This is a genomic window from Cecembia lonarensis LW9 (assembly GCF_000298295.1).
GTDB lineage: Bacteria > Bacteroidota > Bacteroidia > Cytophagales > Cyclobacteriaceae > Cecembia > Cecembia lonarensis.
On sequence record NZ_AMGM01000250.1, the window covers coordinates 1 to 809 of the forward strand.

Here is an 809-nt window from a genome sequence, read left to right on the forward strand (position 1 = left end):
CCGAGTTGGTCCTCCATCCCGTCGCGGTACGCCTGGTGAATGGTGCCCTTCTTGCCGTGGCAGATCTCCCGGGCCAACTTGTGGCGGGACTCCTGCACGGTGAGCTGCTTGTGCATTTGCCGCCGGTAGGTGTCATCCACGGGGTCCACAACGGCAAGCAGGTGCAGGGTCTTGGCGATCCGCCCGTATTCGGCGAACGCCTGGCCAAGCGGTGTGGGGCGGCCCTCGTGCCCGAACATCCGCAGCAGGTCATAGGCGCGCACCTGGTTGGTGACCAAGGAGCCGGCCACCCGCAGCATGTCCGGCCAAGCCGTGAGCACCTTGTTCACGTTCACTTTGTTGTTGCGGGCCAGTGCCTCCAACGCTCCGTATCCGTCTGCCGGCTCGGCGCCGGGCATTTGGGCCTTCCAGAACCGTTGGTCTTCGAGGTCTCTGAAGCGCGGGGAGAAGCGGTAGCCGAGCATCTTGAAAATCCCGAAGACCGTGTCGGAGTAGGAGGCATTGTCGGTGGCGACCATCTCGGGCTTCACCCCGCCGTCCAGGTTCAACAGGGCGTCCAGGATGAACAGGGAGTCACGTGGGGTGCCGGGCACCACCATCTGCCCGATGCCGGCCACCTGGTCGTTGATCGCGTTCAGCCAGGTGACGCCCTTCTTCTTTGCGAAGTACTTCGGCGAGGGCGCGGCGTTGATAGTGCGCACGGGAACGACGAAGCGCAGGCCGTCGACGGAGGCGAGCAGGCCCTTGCCCCAGAACTGCACGATGGGCACCCTGGCTTGGGCTTCGATCAGAGCGGCGTTCGCCGCGGC

At 65.1% G+C, this 809-nt stretch carries 1 protein-coding gene; it reads right to left on the bottom strand.

Annotation, left to right across the window (positions count from 1 at the left end; translation table 11 throughout):
- Positions 1–809 (bottom strand): Tn3 family transposase (locus B879_RS24015; RefSeq protein ID WP_157231795.1); only part of this gene is annotated, 809 nt, incomplete at both ends.